Source organism: Bacillus sp. RIT 809 (assembly GCF_016892495.1).
In the GTDB taxonomy this organism is placed as follows: Bacteria; Bacillota; Bacilli; order Bacillales; family Bacillaceae_G; genus Bacillus_A; species Bacillus_A cereus_U.
On sequence record NZ_JAFEMR010000007.1, the window covers coordinates 144,345 to 162,284 of the forward strand.

Sequence of the window (17,940 nt, forward strand, 5' to 3'; positions counted from 1 at the left end):
ATTTAACATAAAAACACATTACTACATATGAGTAGTAATGTGTTTTTTATAAGGTATAGGAAAACATTCACTTTTAATTTTACGTCTATATACTAACCTGCTTACGAACTGTTTCTCTCGCTAAAAGAAAACTCATAATCACTTGCGCAGCTACTCTACTCGTCATATCCCTAAAATCAAGAGTTGGATCAATTTCTACTATATCCATCCCTTGAACGAGTGGCTCTTTACCAAGGAATTCAATTGCATCAAGTAAAGTTGTACTATCCATTCCACCAGGGCCAATTGCTGGACAGCCTGGCGCAAACGCTTGGTCTAATACGTCCATATCAAGAGAAATATAAATAGAAGTCACACCTTGTTTTCTTAATATTTCAATACTTTCTGAAATAAGATCTTTTATTTCTCGCTCTCTTACATCTTTCATTGTATACACTGTCACGCCATGCTCTTTTGCATATTCATGGTACGCTCGTGCATTTGAAAAATTACGAATCCCAATTTGAACGAGTTGTTTTCCTGTAATCACATCATTTTCTAGCAAACTACGGAACGGTGTACCATTTGATGGACCACCATCATCTAAATTACGTAAATCATGATGGGCATCAAACTGAATAATACCGACCTTCCCTTTACTATTTGCAAAACCAGTTATACTCGGAAAACTAATCGAGTGGTCACCACCAAGAACGATTGGTATCATTTTCGGATTTACTTTCGTCAAGTGGCCAACTGTTTTCGCAATTCGGTTATGACTCTCTTTTATATCTGTCACATGCATCGCAATATCACCGCAATCATGAAGAACACTTTCTTTCATATCGTGTTCTTCTGTAATTGCGTACGTGCTATATGCATCTAACATCGCACGAATTGTTTTTGGCGCAAAACATGCCCCCGAATGACTAATAGATGGTTTAGAAAGGGGCGCTCCAATTAAGGCAGCACCGAATATTTCTACGCCTTCCTCCCAATCTTTAATCATTTCGCTCCATTTCGTTACTTCACGATCGATAAACTTTGCATTTTTCTTTAAATAGTGGCCGTACTCCACGATTGTTCACCTCTTGTATATGCGATATTACCATTCTTCCATACTGTATTCACATGACTTACACCGTAATGGTACGGTACGTAAGCATAATTATAAGCATCCCATAAAACTAAATCCGCCTTACGACCAACTCTAATTTTCCCAGCTACATCGCCTCGATTAATGGCATAAGATGAGTTAACTGTTACCGCATTCCAAACTTCTTCTGGTGTCATTTTTAGTTTCAGCATTGCAATACTCATAATAAGCTGAATGTTTTCAGTTGGACAGCTTCCTGGGTTAAAGTCTGTAGCTAAAGCAACAGCAACACCTTCATCGATCATTTTGCGGCCGCGTGCGAAACTTTCTTTATTTAAATAGAAAGTTGTTCCTGGTAATAAAGTCGCTACTGTATTAGAATTCGCAAGCATTTCAATTCCTTTATCAGAAGCGCCAACTAAATGGTCCGCTGACGCTGCACCGATTTCAGCCGCTGCTTCCGCACCACCAAGAGGGTCGATTTCATCTGCATGAATTTTCACATCAAAGCCCAGCTCTTTCGCTTTTAATAAAAATTCTTTTGATTCTTCTACAGAAAACACACCTGTTTCACAGAAAATATCAACGAACTCAGCTAATTGCTTCTCTTTCATCTCTGGTAATAGATCTAGCATCCATTGTAAAAATTCTTTCGATCTTCCTTTATACTCTTTCGGAACTGCATGAGCACCTAAAAATGTTGAAACTAAATCAATTGAATGCTCTTTTTGTAATTGTGCAGTTACCTCTAATTGTTTCCATTCCGTCTCATCATCTAATCCGTAACCACTCTTCGCTTCTACGGTTGTTACACCGAAAGATAGCATACGGTCTAAATGAAATTTTGCTTTTTGAACAAGTTCTTCTTTCGATGCTTGTTTCGTTGCATTTACAGTTGAAAGAATACCTCCGCCTTGTTCTAAAATTTCTAGGTACGGAACTCCTTGTAATTTCAGCGCGATTTCATTTTCACGAGATCCACCAAATACAAGATGAGTATGCGGATCTACAAGACCAGGAGAAACCATTTTCCCGCCGCAATCAATAACCTCTTTCGCTTGTAATCCTTTTGCTTCTTCCGCTGTTCCAACGAAAGTAATTACGCCGTTTTCGATTCCAACAGCACCGTTTTCAATAACAGGAAGCGTGTTCATCGCTTCCTGTCTTAACAAGCCATCTTCTTGATCCATTGTTAGTAATTGACCGATATTTATTAGTAAAGTGTCCAGCATGTTTCTTCCTCCTTATTTCATCATTGGAATGTTAACGCCTTTTTCTTTCGCAGTTTGAACCGCTAAGTCATAGCCAGCATCAACGTGACGAACAACACCCATACCAGGGTCAGAAGTTAATACGCGTTCAATACGTTTTGCCGCTGCTTCTGTTCCATCTGCAACGATAACCATTCCAGCATGAAGTGAATAACCCATACCAACGCCACCACCGTGGTGAACAGATACCCAGCTTGCACCGTTTACACTGTTAATTAATGCATTTAAAATTGGCCAGTCTGCTACTGCATCACTACCGTCTTTCATAGATTCTGTTTCACGGTTTGGAGATGCTACTGATCCGCAATCTAAATGGTCACGGCCGATAACGATCGGTGCTGATAATTCACCATTAGCCACCATTTCATTAATAATGCGGCCAAATTTTGCACGCTCGCCATAACCAAGCCAACAAATACGTGATGGAAGACCTTGGAACTCAACTTGCTGACGTGCCATACGAATCCAATTACATAAATGCTCATTATCCGCGAACTCGCGTAAAATAACTTCGTCTGTTTTATAAATATCTTCTGGATCACCAGAAAGTGCTACCCAGCGGAACGGTCCTTTTCCTTCACAGAATAATGGACGGATAAATGCTGGAACGAATCCCGGGAAATCGAAAGCATTTTTTAATCCTTCATCGAAAGCAACTTGGCGAATGTTATTTCCGTAATCAAATGTAATCGCGCCTTTTTCTTGCATTGCAAGCATTGCTTCTACATGTTTTTTCATACTTTCTTTTGATAATTGTACGTAACGTTCTGGATCTTCTTCACGAAGCTTCGCTGCTTCTTCTACTGTGTAACCTACTGGAATATAACCGTTTAATGGATCATGAGCAGATGTTTGATCCGTAACTAAATCTGGCGTAATATTACGCTTCACTAGCTCTGGTAAAATCTCTGCCGCATTTCCTAACAGTCCAATTGAAATTGGCTCTTTCTTCTCTTTATACTCGTTCGCAATAGTTAACGCTTCTTCTAAAGACTCTGTATACAGATCACAATATCTCTTTTCAATACGACGGTCGATACTACGCTTATCTACATCAATAGCAATTACAACACCGCCGTTCATCGTTACAGCAAGAGGTTGTGCGCCACCCATGCCACCTAAACCAGCAGTAATCGTTACAGTACCTTTTAATGAACCATCGAAATGTTGACGTGCCGCTTCACCAAATGTTTCATATGTTCCTTGTAAAATCCCTTGTGTTCCAATGTAAATCCAGCTACCTGCTGTCATTTGTCCGTACATCATAAGACCTTTTTTCTCTAGTTCACGGAAGTGATCCCAGTTCGCCCATTTTGGTACTAAGTTTGAGTTCGCTAAAAGAACGCGAGGCGCATCTTCATGTGATTTAAAAATTGCAACTGGTTTTCCTGATTGAACTAGTAACGTTTCGTCGCTTTCTAACGTTTTCAATGAATCAACAATTGCATGGTAGCTTTCCCAGTTACGAGCTGCACGGCCAATTCCGCCGTATACAACTAATTCTTCTGGTTTTTCAGCTACTTCAGGATCTAAATTGTTCATTAACATTCGAAGTGCAGCTTCTTGAACCCATCCTTTCGTTTGTAACTCAGTACCTCTTGCCGCACGAATTGTTTGTTGTACTTTTTCCATTTCAATCTCTCCCTTTTCTCATTTTATAGTGCTGCATTTACATCCAATCTTTCCTTTATTGAATAGTTCGTTTTTAACCAATGCGCGATATTTTCGATATCCGTTGAGAATATACGGTCATTTGTAATAGAAGGCACTTGCTGACGACCTTGATGATAGAACGTTTTTGTAACTGTACTCATGTTTTCAATCCCGCGATATTCTGCTGCTTGCATCGCACAGATCATCTCAATTGCAAGAACGCGTCTTGCATTTTGAATAATTTGATGCGCATGACGTGAAGCGATTGTTCCCATACTTACGTGATCTTCTTGGTTAGCTGACGACGGAATTGAATCTACACTCGCTGGATGAGCTAATGTTTTATTTTCTGAAACGAGTGAAGCCGCTGCATATTGCATAATCATGGCACCTGATTGAAGTCCTGGTTCTGGACTTAAAAATGGCGGTAAGTCATTTAATTGCGGGTTTACTAGGCGTTCAATACGGCGCTCTGAAATATTTGCAAGCTCCGCCATCCCTACTTTTAAGAAATCCATTGCAAATGCAATTGGTTGTCCGTGGAAATTACCACCAGAAATTACTTTTTCCCCGCCATCAAAAATAAGTGGATTATCTGTTGCTGCATTCATTTCAATTTCTAATTTTTCTTTCACATAATTTAAAACTTGCCAAGAAGCACCGTGAACTTGCGGGATACAACGAAGTGAATATGCATCTTGTACACGAAGTTCTCCTTGTTTTGTCACAAGTTTACTATCATGAAGAATATCACGAATTCTGCTTGCCACTTCCACTTGCTCTTTATAACCACGCGCTTTATGAACATTTTCATCGAATGCATCAATAATGCCGCGTAATCCTTCCATTGTCATCGATGCAATTAATTCTGATTGATAAGCACTTGCTTCAGCTTCTATATAAGAAAGAACCCCTTGCGCTGTCATCGCCTGCGTACCATTGATTAACGCAAGACCTTCTTTTGCTTCAAGTTCAATAGGTTCAAGTCCTTCTTCTGTAAGAGCAACCATCGCATGAACTCGTTTTCCTTTGTAGAACACTTCACCTTCACCTAATAAAACGAGAGCAAGATGAGATAAAGGTGCTAAATCACCGCTCGCTCCTAGTGATCCTTGTTGCGGAACGACCGGATGAATTTTACGATTTACAAACTCAAGAAGCATATTTACAACAAGTGGTCTAACACCCGATACTCCTTTTAACATCGTATTAGCTCGTAAAATCAACATACCGCGTGATACTTCTTCCGGGAATGGATCGCCTATTCCGCACGCATGTGACTGAATTAAATTATGCTGAAGTGCCTTTACATCATCTTTTTGAATAAGTACATCACTAAACTTTCCAAATCCAGTTGTAATACCATAAACGACTTTTCCGTCCTCTACGATTTTCTCAACTACTTCGCGGCACTCCGCTACCTTTTGCATACTATTTGGACAAGCTGTTACACCTTCACCTTCAAGTAACAACCTCTTCATTTCTTCAACTGTCAATGTATGTCCTGTTAACGTAATCATTCTTTTTCCTCCTTATAAAGGCAAAAGGGGACCTTATCTTTTTAAGACAGACTTCTGTCCTAAAAAATAAGGCCCCCTTCTAACTAATAGACTATGGGCAAATCATATGTGATTAATTCCTAAACCAATCGCCTCATGCTCAGATCCTTTTACAGGTGCACCAATCGTTCCATAAAGTGCAACAGCAACCCATTCGCCTTCTTTTTTTCCGTCGTATGGTGTACCGCGCACAATCGCAAAGCGAAGTCCTACTGTACGAAGAACGTCTGCTAACTGAATTTGACCTCTCGTCACTCCGTACAAAGCTTCCATAATTGCATGATAAAGTGCATGTGTTTCTCTGTAAACATCTGTTTCAATAACTCGGTTGCTCTTAGCCGCTGTTTCCATTGCTGCTACTACTTTTTGCGAATTCATAGAACCAACTTTCCCAGTACAATATTTCCAACCTTTTGGAATAGATAATACGGGACTTTCATTCTCATCCGCAAGTGCCAACAGCATGGCCATACGACCAATTCGATGTGTTCCTTGAAGAAGCATGTGACTCTCTCATTTCTTTTGAATTATTTGAATATTACTTAATTTAAGAATATATGAAAACGGTTAAATCGTCAATAGTTTAAAATATTATTCAAGCAATTTTTTATCCCTCTCATACTTGTACTTGTGTACACAATTTATTTACAGATTTTTTTCAGACGTGCTATAGTCTCACTAACAGATGTAAAGGGGTGAGATTTCAGTGGCGAAGCGAAAGGATATTCATTTTCGAATTGAAGAAAAATTACTTGCAAGGTTTGAATCGGCACTCCATTACGAAAGTTTAAATAAAACAGACGTATTAACACATGCGATTCAGCAATTTTGCATAAAGGTGGAATGTGAAAAAATGAATGATGTAAAACGCCAATACAACGTTAGTAACCATTTACAAACACGTATCGATACGCATACATATTTCGAAGAGAAACGAGTGAATGTAGATGAAGTCGTCATTGAACATTTACAACTCCAAGGGGAAGAAAAAATATTAGAGGTCGGGTGCGCTAATGGAAAATTCCTTTCCCTTTTGCAAAACAATGGTCATAAAGTCCAGTTAACCGGCTTTGATCAATCGAAAACCATGATTTCTGAAGCCGCTATAACGAATAATACGATTGAATGGAAACTCGGTGACGCTAGTAAACTTCCTTTCGAGGCTAATTGTTATGACTGGGTAATCGCAAGACATATGTTATACCATATGAAAGATGTCGAAAGAACAATCCAAGGATTCCATAAAGTAATTCGTCCCGGCGGCGCCCTTTTAGCTACAACAAATTCTAAAGTTTCATTGCCTCGTATAGTTGAAATGTGCAACAACATGCTAGACGCATTTGATTTACCGAAAACATCACCAGCAGTCGCTCCATTTTGTTTAGAAAATGGTAAAGATCTATTACACTCTGTTTTTTCAACTGTTGAAGAAACAATTATTCATAATGCACTTGTTTTTCATCATTCCACTCCAATCGTTAACTATATATCTAGCATGTTTCCGTCGCTGAATATACCTGATAATATGTCCCTTCACACCGAAATGAAGGAATGGCTAAAAGAAGAAATAGAAAATGAATTAACAATTCATGACGGTATATGGAGCGATCCGAAAACGTTAGTGATTTATCAATGTAAAAAAAGCTAGCATTTGCTAGCTTTTACACGTTTTCTGGTAACAGATTCTCCATCATCATATTGCCCTTGCCACTATAAAAATTTATATTATGTTCATTCGCTACCCCAAAATAAGAGGCAATCGCTATTCCAAATGGTACAAATGCATGTCCTTGTGCTGTAATAATATTTGCGTGCTGTACAACTTCTTCATACACAAAATTTTCTACTGGAAAACAATCTAATTTTTGATAATCTATGGTCGCTGTATAAGAAATTTCTTTAAATAAACCTGCTCTTGCTAACGCATACGGTCCAGCACAAATCGCTGCCACTAATTTGTCTTGTTCAGAGAATTGACGAATAACTGAAAAAAGCAGTTCTGCCTCTTTCATATGTATTTCATCTCCACCTGGAATAAGAATCCCCTCATACTCTTCCACACGCACTTCATTTAATTCTATGTGCGGTTGTACTTGCAAGCCCGTTTCACTTATAACCATTTCTTTCGTTACACCCGCTGTAATAATCTCATATTTATTTTTCAGCAATGCCGTTGCTACCGTAATTTCAAACTCCGCAAATGTTGGGTATACGAATAATAATATTTTTTTCATAGTCCTTTCTCCTTTAGCCACCCTATAAAATATGCCTCTAATTCGTTCACTGCTAGTACATTAGTGTTCACATAAGTTATAGGAAATTGTTTATACCATTCCTTTTCGATTTCTACTAATTTAAATTGTTCATCAAATGTACTTCGATTTCTTGCCCTATCATTATTTTTTCTATCATACAAATTCTCTTTCGAAACATCTAAATAAAAAATTGCATCTGAACGACATTCTCTTAATTTATACAATTCATCTTTTAATTCTGTTTCTATATCCCACTCTTTCCCTATCATCTTCGGATAAAAAAGTGTATAAAATTCAATATCTTCTGGTCCGCGATCAAAAATTATGACTGAACTTTTCACATTTTGAAACTCTTTTATTTTTGCTTCAATAAACATTTTTTGATTTGTAATAAACCCCTCTTTTGAGTTCATATCTAAATACAATTCTTTTCTTTTTTCTACAATTGGATATGGATTTTCATATATAATTGAAAGCCCATATTGCTCTAACCTTTTTGCCAATGTTGTTTTTCCACTTGCCATCGGTCCTTGGAGTGAAATTACGTATGCCATCCCTCTCATTCCCTTGTACTATAATACATAGATAATAAACAGAATTTTGAAAACTATCAACGAAATATATATCATCTTGTTTCTTATTCTTATCTAACTTATAATAAAAAATAGAGATTATGACGGACGCATCAATAATGTAAGCTTGGAAATCCAAGCTTACATTATTTTTTGCTTTCCCTTTTCTAATAAAAAGAGTATACTAATCTGGAACGTATGTTCTTAATGATTACATACAGTAAGGAGATAGAACAATGGTATACGACACAAAAGCAATTTCCTGGAATGCATCGTTAAAACAACTTCAACGCCGCTATACAAATAAACAAGTTGACCGAAAAGAATTTGAAGATATTGAACTGATGGAATTCTTCCGCGATAACGACTACATTTCTTTACCTACACATATAAGCGGCTTATCAACAACACGTTTTACTTCTTACTCTATTTTCACAACCGAAGATAAAGATCGTAAAGTTGGCACACTTATCATTGAATACGTAGAAGATGACAATGATATTTTACGCGTTGAACAACTATACTTCGTTTAAATCACAACGCTTGGTCAAAATGACCAAGCGTTCTTGCTTTCTATGAATCTCACTGTTTATAATATGAATAAAAGAAAACCACAATCATTAAGGGGGGGTACGCTTGCTCGAAGGATGGTTCAGTTGGTTCATTGTATTATGGACTGTCATTTTATTAGGGCTTATGTCTATCGGTGGATACTTTATGTTCAGAAAATTTTTAAAACGATTACCAAAAGAAGACGGTATGTCTATTTTAGATTGGGAAGCACACTACATAAATAAAACGAGACATTTATGGGCTGACGAGCAAAAACAATTGTTAGAAGAGCTCGTAAGTCCTGTTCCAGAACTATTTCGCGATGTTGCTAAATCAAAAATTGCTGGCAAAATTGGAGAGCTTGCCTTACAAGAAAATGCCTCCCAAATCACACAAGATTTAATTATTAAAGGATATATTATTGCCACACCAAAGCGTGATCATAAATTTTTAGTTAAAAAATTGCAAGAAAAAGAGATTGATTATTCGAATTATAAAACTTTACTTGCAAAATAATCTTCATTTTTTTCCCTATTTTCAACAAGTTAACATCAATGGTAAACGTTTTATACGTCGTGGTTGGGACAGAAGATGTTAACAATACCAATAAAAAGACAGCGTCTTTGACGCTGTCTTTTTATTTTATACATATACAGTTTTTAAGTTAGCTTCATATCTTTCTCATTATAAAAACCATCTTCTTTTTCCATTTCCTTCTGTAATTTCGTAAAGGAACGGTACATTGCAATTCTCCATGAAACAATCATTGCAAACGCAAGTAAGAAGAACATACCGCTAAGTTGTCCTAAATCAAGAGATTGGCTTAAGTATGTTTTAAACACGATACGCACTACAAGTAATCCAATTAAAATAAATACAAATGCTTTTGAACGCTTCAAATAAATCTCTTGTCCGCGTATTTCAAATTTAGATGTTTTAATAAGAAAAATGGAGAAAAATAGACCAACGACAATCGATTCTAACATTTCTGCTGGAGTTAATCGAAATTCAGGAAAAACATACATCAATGCTCCTGTGCTCATGAAAAATGGCGGAAGTATAATTTTTTTCAATGTTGCAGGTTTCTTAGCTGCTTTTAAACGAATAAACATCGCACCGACAGCCATACAAACAGCAACGATACTTGATAACAAAACTATGTTCATATTTTCTCATCCTTTTTTGTGGCTATATGCAAAATATAATTTCATTATATGCTTTTCCGTTAGTATTTCCAACATTTTCACAGAATAATACTAAAAACCGGTAAATCCACCAAATAAACTTGAGAAATATACGATAATTTTCGTCATCCAATTAAAGTATAGGAAGATCCCCATAACGATCATTATGTATCCTCCGACTTTCATGAACGCCATACTATTTCTTTTAATCCAAGACATTTTCGTAATAAAGAATGAAAGTACGAAAAAGGGAATCGCAAATCCAAGTATGTAAGCAATCATATAAATCATTGCCGATTCTGGATTTGTTGCAGCTAATCCAATTACAGACACTAATATAGGCCCCGTACAAGGTGTCCATCCAGCGGCAAATGCTAATCCAATTAGAACTGAACCAAAATAACCACTCGGACGGTTTTTAAAAGTAAATTTACGATCTTGCATTAAAAACTTCGGCTTAAATACACCGACAATAATAAGACCGAACACGATGATAAATATACCACCTAGCTGTCTAATTAAATCTTTATAATCCGTAAAAATTCCTCCGATAAAACTTGTACCAAATCCAATTGCGATAAATATAATCGAAAATCCAAGTAAGAAAAACGCTGTATGTATCATACTTCTTTTGCGAAGCATTGCATTTTCTTCTTTCAATTCAGAAACCGACATACCTGTTATGTATGATAAAAATGCTGGATAAAGCGGTAAGCAACATGGGGATATAAATGATAAGAACCCAGCTCCAAACGCTAAAAAAATACTAATATCTTGCATTATTCCACTCCTCTCCTCCTCCATATTGTAGCAAAAACAATTGAAAATACTATGGACATTTCATGAATTCACTTTTCCAACGTGACAATAAGAAAAACTACCCTTTCACACAGTTTCTAATAAAACGTTTTCATTCCCTTCTATTATATAGAAAAATCTCAATTGAATTATGAAACTCTTTCTCATTGTTACTAACATAACAAAGGTTCCACAGTTTCTCAAATCATTAGCACATTACAATTAACTTCACACATATTAAGCCTAAAAATTTTTTTCAAATGCTGTCTTTATACAACGTAAAGCTGATTTTACAATACTTTAATTATTATTAATTTCAAGATTATGCATAAATATCATACTTTTATTATTATTCTATAAAATTTCGCACTTTTCTTTCATTTGACCCTTCATTTTTAATTTTGTATACTTCCCTCTAGTTATATATGTCCGTTACGGAACAATTTCATATAGATGGGAGGAATTTTTCATGCTTCGTTATTCTCTTTTAGTTTTATTAGGAGCGTGTAGTTATGGGGTTTTAGCTATTTTTGTTAAACTTGCATATGCAGAAGGATTTTCACTTGGAGAGGTAATTGGTAGCCAGTATTTGTTCGGTTGGATTATTTTACTTGCTATTACACTTCTATTTTCTAGACATCGTGTTCCACTAAAACAAATGTTAATTTTATTCGTCGCAGGTACGTCTGCAAGTTTTACTGGAATTTTTTATTACGCTTCTTTAAAAACTGTACCAGCTTCTATTGCAATTATACTTTTATTCCAATTCGTTTGGGTTGGAATTATCATTGAAGCAATTACAACGAAAACATTACCTTCAAGAGAAAAAGTTATTTCAGTAATCATCTTACTTGCAGGTACATTTTTATCAAGTGGGTTATTAGAAACATCAGCTGGTGATTTCGATACGACTGGAATCATTTTAGGCTTATTATCTGCTATTACATTTGCAACATACATTTTCGTAAGTGGTAAAGTTGCCGTTGAAGTACCTTCGTTACCACGCGGTGTCCTTTTAATGGCTGGCGCTTTAACTTTAGTCATGATCGTATTCCCGCCAACATTTATTTTTAACGGAGCAATTTCTCAAGGCCTTTGGAAATACGGCTTAGGATTAGGAATATTTAGTATCGTTATTCCGTCCATTGCCTTTACAATCGGTATTCCAAAAATCGGATCTGGCTTAGCAACTATTCTTGGTGCAGCAGAACTGCCAGTTACAACAATTATGTCTGTATTCGTTTTAAAAGAAGCTGTACTATCTTCACAATGGGTCGGTGTATCACTTATTTTAATCGGTATTGCAATCCCGCAAATTGCATATGCAATGCGTGGACGTTATAAAAAACAGCATGCTCATAAAAAAGTTGCAGCATAAACGAGAGAGGATTTTCATTTGAAAATCCTCTCTTTTATTATTGTGTTATATAATGAATACAAATATTTCACTTAAGAAAGAGGGGATAATAAGTGGCATCCATTCCAAATCAATTAACAGAAAAACTTATTTCTATTCGTCGCCATTTACACGAATACCCAGAACTATCGTACGAAGAATTTGAAACAACAAAAGCAATAAAAAATTGGTTAAAAGAAGCTAATATTACTATTATTGATTCCAGTTTAGAAACAGGAATTATCGCTGAAATTTCTGGTAATAAAAACGGACCGGTGGTAGCGCTTCGTGCTGATATAGATGCCCTTCCTATCCAAGAAGAAACAGACCTTCCATACACTTCAAAAATACAAGGTAAAATGCATGCTTGTGGGCATGATTTTCATACAGCTGCTATATTGGGTGCGGCTTACTTATTAAAAGAAAAAGAAGCTTCTCTTAACGGAACTGTGCGTTTTATATTCCAAGCTGCTGAAGAAAGTGGAAACGGAGCATGTAAAGTTGTTGAAGCTGGACATTTAAAGAATGTGCAAGCCGTTTTTGGTATGCATAATAAGCCCGATTTACCAGTAGGTACAATCGGTATTAAAGACGGTCCACTAATGGCTGGAGTAGATCGATTTGAAATTGAAATTCATGGTGTTGGAACACATGCAGCTGTGCCTGATGCCGGCGTCGATCCTATCGTTGCATCATCTCAAATCGTTATGGCACTTCAAACAATTGTAAGCCGAAATATTAGTTCTTCTCATAACGCTGTCGTAAGTGTAACAAACATTCATTCAGGGAATACGTGGAACGTTATTCCCGAAAAAGCAATATTAGAAGGAACTGTCCGTACATTCCAAGCTAAAACACGTGAAAAGATTCCGGCATTAATGGAACGTATCATTAAAGGCATTTCTGATGCACTAGGTGTAAAAACAGAATTTCGATTTTACCCAGGTCCTCCTGCTGTTCAAAACGATAAAGTACTCACTGATTTTTCTATTCAGATTGCAGAGAAAATGAATCTAAACGTTATCTCTCCTACACCATCAATGGCAGGAGAAGACTTTTCTTTTTACCAACAAGAAATACCAGGTTCATTCGTCTTTATGGGAACAAGCGGTACACATGAATGGCATCATCCAGCTTTTACAGTAGATGAAGAAGCATTACCTATTAGCGCGGAGTATTTCGCCTTATTAGCCGAAGAAGCTATTCATCAATTATCACAAACAAAAAGCCGTTAAGTTACCCTTAACGGCTTTTGCTTATGCTGTTAAATCTCGTTTTATAAATACAGTATAGGACACCCCTAAAAATACAGCTAAGTATAGAAGAAGCATACAAGAAGCGAATGGGAATGTTACTCCATCAATAAAGCTCCCGCCCTTTGAAAGCCCATATAAATCTGTATTCGCTGGTAATAAATATTTCGCCCATTCATATCTTGCTGCCGGAATTAGCGCTATTCCCCCTGATAATGCAAGAAATAGAGAAATCCCGATTGCACCTCCGCTCGATCTCGTTAAAACAGAAATCATAAATGCAAATGCAGCATACACCAGAGTTGGTAGCCACGATAAAATATAATATTTACTTGCTTCTACGAAAATATTTTGTTTTATTATATTTCCGTTTTGAACGACAAATTCAGTCCAAGCTGGTTGTTGGAATTTATAAATAATTAGCCCACATAATACGGAAAAAATCATATTAAATATAAATAATAATGCCGAAAATATAACGATTGCCAAAAACTTAGATGTTAAAATTTTAAATCGGCTCGCCGGACGAATCGTTAAAAATTTATATGTTCCCCAGCTATATTCATTCGCAAAAATTGTACTCGCATATACGAGAATAAACGGAAGTAAAATAGGAAAAACAATAAAACCAGTATCTCTCATGAAAGAAAGTGGAGAACTACTTGCTGGCGCTGTATTCGTATCTAAATGCTTCATTTTAAGCTGGTATTCCTTTACAAGCTCGTCTCCTGACTTTTCTGTTAAAATATCCTCTTTTTTCATGCCGAGCTTTTTCTCAATTTCTACAGTGCGTTCTGTATAATCCGCTTTCCACCCTTTTGTTTCTGGCTCTAAATACTTTACCGTAACCCATCCTAACCCAATAATTAATACCGCAATAGCTGCAAAAGGAATAATCGTTCGCTTTCGCTTAAATATTTTATACAGCTCGTTATAAACTAAATTAAACAATATCTTTTCCCCCTGTTAATTCTAAAAACTTCTCTTCTAGCGTTTTTCTTTCTTCATATACACGATAAACTTGAATATTTTTCTCCATCAATGTACGAAGAATATTTGGAATTTCTTCATCTTTCACGTTTATAATTAATTCGTTTTCTTTTACTAAAACATCGTATTCTAAAACCTCTGCCGCTTTATTCGCATCATCTACACGGATATGTATTTCTTCTGTTTCTTCCTTTTGATCACTTTGAATATTTTGTGTTGCGACATATTCTCCGTGCTGAATAATAATAACCCTGTCACACATTAATTCAACTTCTGAGAGTAAGTGACTAGAGACAAGAACAGCTTTTCCTTGTTCATGTGCAATTTTCTTTATGTACATCCGCATTTCATGTATACCACTAGGATCTAATCCGTTCGTTGGTTCGTCTAGTATTAATACATCTGGATTATGTATAAGCGCCTGAGCAATTCCTAAACGTTGTCTCATACCGAGTGAATATGCTTTTACTTTACGGTCAATCACTTGTCCCATTCCTAATAGTTGCACAACTTCATCGATACGCTCTTCAGTTACATTTCCATTCATTCGTCCGAAATATGTTAAATTTTCATAGCCGCTTAAGAAAGGATAGAATTCTGGTGTCTCAATTACAGCGCCAATTTTCGCAGCAGTTTTTTCAAATTGCTGTTTTACAGATTGACCATCAATCCATACTTCTCCTTCTGTCATACGAATCATTCCGACCATCATTCGCATTAATGTCGTTTTTCCAGCACCATTTGGTCCTAATAAGCCAACTACTTCACCTTTTTTCACTTCAAAACTAATATTTTCTACTAACGTCTTTGAACCAATTCGCTTTGTTAATCGATCAACTTTTACGATCGCTTGCTCATTTATCATTCCATACAACCTTTCTTCTTAACTCTTTTTTTCAGTTCTTCCCACTGTATCATGATTAATAACATGTGTAAAATGAAGAAAAAGCCATGATTTCTCATGCCTTTTTCCTTGTTTCATATGACTTTTCACCCTTTAACCTTTGTATAAACCTACAACATTGCCACATTGATACTATAATGACGGTTATCATAACAACTGCTGTTACCATTATCGCATACGTCGTAATCGGTGCATTTGTTACTCCTTGGATTCCTACTGCTTTCATAAAAATAATAATAAATAATTTCAAAAATAACATACCATGAATTAATCCGAAAACGAAAGCTCCTCCGTAAATTAATAATTGCTCATGACACAATAAACATAACATTTCCTTTCTCGTCATATTCACTACTTCGTACGATTTAAACTCCTCTCTTCTTACCTGTAAAAAAGAGGCTGTCATTTTATAAGTAATGAAAATACATACAAAAACTACAAATAGAAACATAGCATAAAACCACTTTACAAATATAAGTGTATATCCCGCTTTACTTATTACAACTTCATTGAATCGGAATGATATCATAAAAAAACAAATCATTGTATTCATAGCAATCCACGTAAATTGTTTTAACCTTTTGGTAGCAAATGTTTGTATATTTTTTCTCGCTAACCGACATAAAGACATAGATCCCTTCCCCTACCTTACTTCATAACATACGCATTCTATACTACTAGTGTATAAAAATATGACATTTTAAACATCGCACTTCAATCGGAATTTTTACTAAGCCTTTAGTCCTAGAAATAAAAATGGAAATAACACTATTTACATACTATAATTACAAAAAAAGGGAGGGGTTATATGCGTGTAAAATTACTGTTTATTCTTTCTTTGTTACTTTTCACTAGTTGTAGCCCACTAAAAAACAACGAAGATGCCACTGTTAAACCATACAAGTTAACAAAAGAACAATCTGATATTTTACAAATGACTCCTATACAAGAAGGAAATAGAATGTTTTATGATGTTACAGTCAAGAATAATAAAGATGAACTACATGCTACGATTGAATATTATCAAAATGGTAAAAAAGTGAAAGAGATTGCTAACATAGCTTCATCACATTTTTTAAAAAATAAAATAAGGCTTTCTTTCATACCACCATATTTCCAATTTGATAAAGATGTACAAGAAAAAGGTCAATGGTACATTAATATCGAAGGTGGTTCAACACTTGTTCCTGCAGTAGCTCCTCCAAGCATAAATAGTTCTGCAACCACTACAATTCAATCTACTAAAAACGTAAAATACAATCAAAAAACGATTTTAGCCGCTGTAATAAAAACAAGTAAAGATACTTTAAGTGTTCCTACAATTGATGAAGAACCAGGCATTGAGTTACTCTTAAAAGAAAACGAACACGTTTATCTATTTAGTATCGAGCTAAAAAAAGAACAATAAAGAGGAAAGGCAACTCAAATGCCTTTCCTCTTTATTTTTTAACAAGGTGTACTTTTATATATATAAATTAAATCGCTTTTTCGTCACGATTACTACTCGTCCTTCTCATCTCCTATTTCTATTCGTTTCTTCTCTCTTGCAATTTTCAAAAACTCTAACAACTCTGGATTGTTATTCATTTTTTTATAAGCCACTGACATTTCTGCAACAAAATTAGAATCACATAACTCTTTATATACAACTTCTGTTTTATACAATTTATTTGCGGATACAGGTATTACTGTAATTCCAATACCTGCTGCTACAAGCCCCATGACAGTTTGATACTCCGTTGCTTCTTGTACAATATGCGGACTAAAACCTACATCGCGGCAAAGCGATAAAATTGTATCGTATAACGCTGGCCATACTGGTCTCGTAATAAATACGAAAGGTTCATCCCTTAAATCTTCGATATGTATTTCGTCCTTTTCAGCAAGTGGATGTGCCTTCGGTAAACATAACGTACACGAAAGTTTTTGAATTGGTTCTAACTCAAGTAATTGCGTTGGAATTGGCGGACGTAAAAATCCAATATCAATTCGATTATCATGAAGTGCATGCACCTGATCCGGTGTTGACAATTCATGTAATGCAACAGACACTCTTGGAAATTTCTTTCTATACTCCCTGACGATTGACGGTAAAATATCATATATCGCCGCACCTACAAAACCAATTGAAAGTGATCCCACTTCTCCCCTTTGAGCACTTTGTGCGACTTCTACTGCTTTTTCAATTTGTTCAAACGCTTTTTTTACTTCTTTTAAAAACATTTCTCCCGCTTCTGTTAATTCAACCTTTCTCTTCGTTCTTGAAAATAACATAACTTCCATTTCTTTTTCTAATTGCTGAATTTGTTGACTAAGCGGGGGTTGTGTCATTTGTAAACGAGCAGCTGCTCGTCCAAAGTGCAATTCCTCTGCCACTACAACAAAATATTGCAAATGCCGTAATTCCATTTTGGACACCCTTTTCATTTTCGATTAATACATCTAATATATTAATAACATATAATTTATATATTAGAC

19 protein-coding genes and 1 pseudogene are annotated in these 17,940 nt (G+C 35.9%); 6 read left to right on the plus strand and 14 right to left on the minus strand.

What is annotated here, in order from left to right:
* Nucleotides 1-85: 85 nt before the first annotated feature.
* The 5 genes from hutG to hutP all read right to left on the minus strand — a co-directional run bounded on the left by hutG (nucleotide 86) and on the right by hutP (nucleotide 6,062).
* Nucleotides 86-1,057 (minus strand): formimidoylglutamase, encoded by a 972-nt coding sequence (gene hutG / locus JTF23_RS10245; RefSeq protein ID WP_002199657.1) that lies wholly within the window; start codon nucleotides 1,055-1,057, stop codon nucleotides 86-88.
* Nucleotides 1,036-2,307: an imidazolonepropionase gene (hutI, locus tag JTF23_RS10250; protein WP_002111179.1), complete on the minus strand. Its 1,272-nt coding sequence runs from the start codon at nucleotides 2,305-2,307 to the stop codon at nucleotides 1,036-1,038. The genes hutG and hutI overlap by 22 nt, the downstream gene beginning before the upstream one ends.
* Nucleotides 2,308-2,319: 12 nt before the next feature.
* A complete protein-coding gene (gene hutU / locus JTF23_RS10255; RefSeq protein WP_204208678.1) occupies nucleotides 2,320-3,978 on the minus strand; it encodes a urocanate hydratase in 1,659 nt (552 codons plus the stop codon).
* A gap of 23 nt (nucleotides 3,979-4,001) precedes the next feature.
* Nucleotides 4,002-5,519 (minus strand): histidine ammonia-lyase, encoded by a 1,518-nt coding sequence (gene hutH, locus JTF23_RS10260; RefSeq protein WP_002066582.1) that lies wholly within the window; start codon nucleotides 5,517-5,519, stop codon nucleotides 4,002-4,004.
* Between the two features lie 102 nt (nucleotides 5,520-5,621).
* A complete protein-coding gene (hutP, locus tag JTF23_RS10265; RefSeq protein ID WP_000926519.1) occupies nucleotides 5,622-6,062 on the minus strand; it encodes a histidine utilization transcription antiterminator HutP in 441 nt (146 codons plus the stop codon).
* A 202-nt stretch (nucleotides 6,063-6,264) separates the two neighbouring features.
* On the opposite strand from hutP, the gene JTF23_RS10270 reads away from it, so the two are divergent.
* The gene (locus tag JTF23_RS10270; RefSeq protein WP_002199656.1) at nucleotides 6,265-7,206 is read left to right on the plus strand and encodes a class I SAM-dependent methyltransferase; all 942 of its coding nucleotides are present in this window, start codon (nucleotides 6,265-6,267) and stop codon (nucleotides 7,204-7,206) included.
* 13 nt (nucleotides 7,207-7,219) lie between these two features.
* Here the strand turns inward: JTF23_RS10270 and JTF23_RS10275 are convergent, their stop codons facing one another.
* On the minus strand, nucleotides 7,220-7,792 hold the full coding sequence (locus JTF23_RS10275) for a DJ-1/PfpI family protein (RefSeq protein WP_204208679.1): 573 nt from the start codon (nucleotides 7,790-7,792) through the stop codon (nucleotides 7,220-7,222).
* Nucleotides 7,789-8,367: an AAA family ATPase gene (locus JTF23_RS10280; protein ID WP_204208680.1), complete on the minus strand. Its 579-nt coding sequence runs from the start codon at nucleotides 8,365-8,367 to the stop codon at nucleotides 7,789-7,791. Before JTF23_RS10280 ends, JTF23_RS10275 begins: the two co-directional genes overlap by 4 nt.
* A gap of 254 nt (nucleotides 8,368-8,621) precedes the next feature.
* Between JTF23_RS10280 and JTF23_RS10285 the strand changes: the two genes are divergently transcribed.
* Both JTF23_RS10285 and JTF23_RS10290 read left to right on the plus strand, forming a co-directional pair.
* The gene (locus JTF23_RS10285; protein ID WP_204208681.1) at nucleotides 8,622-8,918 is read left to right on the plus strand and encodes a hypothetical protein; all 297 of its coding nucleotides are present in this window, start codon (nucleotides 8,622-8,624) and stop codon (nucleotides 8,916-8,918) included.
* Between the two features lie 103 nt (nucleotides 8,919-9,021).
* On the plus strand, nucleotides 9,022-9,453 hold the full coding sequence (locus tag JTF23_RS10290; RefSeq protein WP_002121475.1) for a DUF2621 domain-containing protein: 432 nt from the start codon (nucleotides 9,022-9,024) through the stop codon (nucleotides 9,451-9,453).
* Between the two features lie 143 nt (nucleotides 9,454-9,596).
* Here JTF23_RS10290 and JTF23_RS10295 read toward each other — a convergent pair whose 3' ends face one another.
* The 3 genes and pseudogenes from JTF23_RS10295 to JTF23_RS28200 form a co-directional block, all read right to left on the minus strand.
* Nucleotides 9,597-10,103 (minus strand): CcdC family protein, encoded by a 507-nt coding sequence (locus tag JTF23_RS10295; protein ID WP_204208682.1) that lies wholly within the window; start codon nucleotides 10,101-10,103, stop codon nucleotides 9,597-9,599.
* A gap of 90 nt (nucleotides 10,104-10,193) precedes the next feature.
* Nucleotides 10,194-10,901: a cytochrome c-type biogenesis protein CcdA gene (gene ccdA, locus JTF23_RS10300; RefSeq protein WP_001152675.1), complete on the minus strand. Its 708-nt coding sequence runs from the start codon at nucleotides 10,899-10,901 to the stop codon at nucleotides 10,194-10,196.
* A 60-nt stretch (nucleotides 10,902-10,961) separates the two neighbouring features.
* Nucleotides 10,962-11,069 (minus strand): annotated as a pseudogene (locus tag JTF23_RS28200) (peptidase T).
* A 319-nt stretch (nucleotides 11,070-11,388) separates the two neighbouring features.
* Between JTF23_RS28200 and JTF23_RS10305 the strand changes: the two are divergent.
* Complete coding sequence (locus tag JTF23_RS10305) at nucleotides 11,389-12,297, plus strand: EamA family transporter (protein ID WP_204208683.1); 909 nt, start codon at nucleotides 11,389-11,391, stop codon at nucleotides 12,295-12,297.
* Nucleotides 12,298-12,389: 92 nt separating this feature from the next.
* The gene (locus JTF23_RS10310; protein WP_002111189.1) at nucleotides 12,390-13,550 is read left to right on the plus strand and encodes a M20 peptidase aminoacylase family protein; all 1,161 of its coding nucleotides are present in this window, start codon (nucleotides 12,390-12,392) and stop codon (nucleotides 13,548-13,550) included.
* A 21-nt stretch (nucleotides 13,551-13,571) separates the two neighbouring features.
* On the opposite strand, the gene JTF23_RS10315 is transcribed toward JTF23_RS10310, so the two are convergent.
* The 3 genes from JTF23_RS10315 to JTF23_RS10325 form a co-directional block, all read right to left on the minus strand.
* Nucleotides 13,572-14,519 carry an ABC transporter permease gene (locus JTF23_RS10315; protein WP_002111190.1) on the minus strand — a complete coding sequence of 316 codons (948 nt, stop codon included), beginning with the start codon at nucleotides 14,517-14,519 and terminating at the stop codon, nucleotides 13,572-13,574.
* Nucleotides 14,512-15,423 carry an ABC transporter ATP-binding protein gene (locus JTF23_RS10320; RefSeq protein ID WP_016105856.1) on the minus strand — a complete coding sequence of 304 codons (912 nt, stop codon included), beginning with the start codon at nucleotides 15,421-15,423 and terminating at the stop codon, nucleotides 14,512-14,514. The genes JTF23_RS10315 and JTF23_RS10320 overlap by 8 nt, the downstream gene beginning before the upstream one ends.
* Nucleotides 15,424-15,517: 94 nt before the next feature.
* Complete coding sequence (locus tag JTF23_RS10325) at nucleotides 15,518-16,093, minus strand: FtsX-like permease family protein (RefSeq protein ID WP_016105857.1); 576 nt, start codon at nucleotides 16,091-16,093, stop codon at nucleotides 15,518-15,520.
* A gap of 177 nt (nucleotides 16,094-16,270) precedes the next feature.
* On the opposite strand from JTF23_RS10325, the gene JTF23_RS10330 reads away from it, so the two are divergent.
* A complete protein-coding gene (locus JTF23_RS10330) occupies nucleotides 16,271-16,870 on the plus strand; it encodes a hypothetical protein (protein ID WP_016105858.1) in 600 nt (199 codons plus the stop codon).
* A gap of 92 nt (nucleotides 16,871-16,962) precedes the next feature.
* Here the strand turns inward: JTF23_RS10330 and alsR are convergent, their stop codons facing one another.
* A complete protein-coding gene (alsR, locus tag JTF23_RS10335) occupies nucleotides 16,963-17,871 on the minus strand; it encodes an acetoin biosynthesis transcriptional regulator AlsR (RefSeq protein WP_002160879.1) in 909 nt (302 codons plus the stop codon).
* Nucleotides 17,872-17,940 lie beyond the last annotated feature (69 nt).

Coding starts and splice junctions, on each gene's coding strand:
- hutI (WP_002111179.1), bottom strand. CDS start 2,307: ATGCTGGACACTTTACTAATAAATATCGGTCAATTACTAACAATGGAT.
- hutU (WP_204208678.1), bottom strand. CDS start 3,978: ATGGAAAAAGTACAACAAACAATTCGTGCGGCAAGAGGTACTGAGTTA.
- hutH (WP_002066582.1), bottom strand. CDS start 5,519: ATGATTACGTTAACAGGACATACATTGACAGTTGAAGAAATGAAGAGG.
- hutP (WP_000926519.1), bottom strand. CDS start 6,062: ATGCTTCTTCAAGGAACACATCGAATTGGTCGTATGGCCATGCTGTTG.
- JTF23_RS10275 (WP_204208679.1), bottom strand. CDS start 7,792: ATGAAAAAAATATTATTATTCGTATACCCAACATTTGCGGAGTTTGAA.
- JTF23_RS10280 (WP_204208680.1), bottom strand. CDS start 8,367: ATGGCATACGTAATTTCACTCCAAGGACCGATGGCAAGTGGAAAAACA.
- JTF23_RS10285 (WP_204208681.1), top strand. CDS start 8,622: ATGGTATACGACACAAAAGCAATTTCCTGGAATGCATCGTTAAAACAA.
- JTF23_RS10295 (WP_204208682.1), bottom strand. CDS start 10,103: ATGAACATAGTTTTGTTATCAAGTATCGTTGCTGTTTGTATGGCTGTC.
- ccdA (WP_001152675.1), bottom strand. CDS start 10,901: ATGCAAGATATTAGTATTTTTTTAGCGTTTGGAGCTGGGTTCTTATCA.
- JTF23_RS10305 (WP_204208683.1), top strand. CDS start 11,389: ATGCTTCGTTATTCTCTTTTAGTTTTATTAGGAGCGTGTAGTTATGGG.
- JTF23_RS10320 (WP_016105856.1), bottom strand. CDS start 15,423: ATGATAAATGAGCAAGCGATCGTAAAAGTTGATCGATTAACAAAGCGA.
- JTF23_RS10325 (WP_016105857.1), bottom strand. CDS start 16,093: ATGTCTTTATGTCGGTTAGCGAGAAAAAATATACAAACATTTGCTACC.
- JTF23_RS10330 (WP_016105858.1), top strand. CDS start 16,271: ATGCGTGTAAAATTACTGTTTATTCTTTCTTTGTTACTTTTCACTAGT.
- alsR (WP_002160879.1), bottom strand. CDS start 17,871: ATGGAATTACGGCATTTGCAATATTTTGTTGTAGTGGCAGAGGAATTG.